Origin of the sequence: Reyranella sp. CPCC 100927 (genome assembly GCF_007859315.1) — a bacterium.
Lineage (GTDB): Bacteria > Pseudomonadota > Alphaproteobacteria > Reyranellales > Reyranellaceae > Vineibacter.
In genome coordinates, this window is sequence record NZ_VOHA01000078.1 from 1 (window position 1) to 521 (window position 521).

General features: G+C 71.6%; 1 protein-coding gene. It reads left to right on the top strand.

Annotated features, from left to right (window positions below; all coding sequences use genetic code 11):
• Positions 1 to 28 precede the first annotated feature (28 nt).
• Positions 29 to 521, top strand: a 493-nt coding sequence (locus FQU96_RS42040) for an IMP dehydrogenase (protein WP_146547398.1), incomplete at its 3' end; no start/stop codon positions are given.

A 521-nucleotide genomic window follows, 5' to 3' on the forward strand; every position in this document is an offset into this window, starting at 1 on the left:
GCTGAACGGCGGTCCTAGACTTCGGTGCGTGCGATTCCTCAACACCCCTGTCACGGATCTGACCTACGACGACGCCTTCCTGGTCCCGTCGTCCTCCGCGACCTCCTCGCGCTTCGACGTGGACCTGGCGGCGCCCGATCCGACCGGCTCCACGATCCCGCTGGTGGCCGCGAACATGACCGCGGTGACCGGCAAGCGGATGGTCGAGTCCATGGCCCGGCGCGGCGGCCTGGCAGTGCTGCCGCAGGACCTCCCGCTGGAGGTCGTGGCCCGGGAGACCGACTGGGTCAAGGCGCGTCCCCTGCGCTTCCTCTCGGCGCGCACCTTCCGCGCTGAGGACACCGTCCACGACGCCCGGGCGCGACTGGGCGAGTACGCCCACGGCAGCGTGCTGGTCGTCGACGATGACGGTCGACTGCTCGGGCTCGTCCAGGAGCCGGACTGCCAGGAGGCGGACAGCGGCGCCTCGCTGCGCTCGGTCATGCGCACGGACCTGCCGGCGATCCCGGAGCAGGACCTGG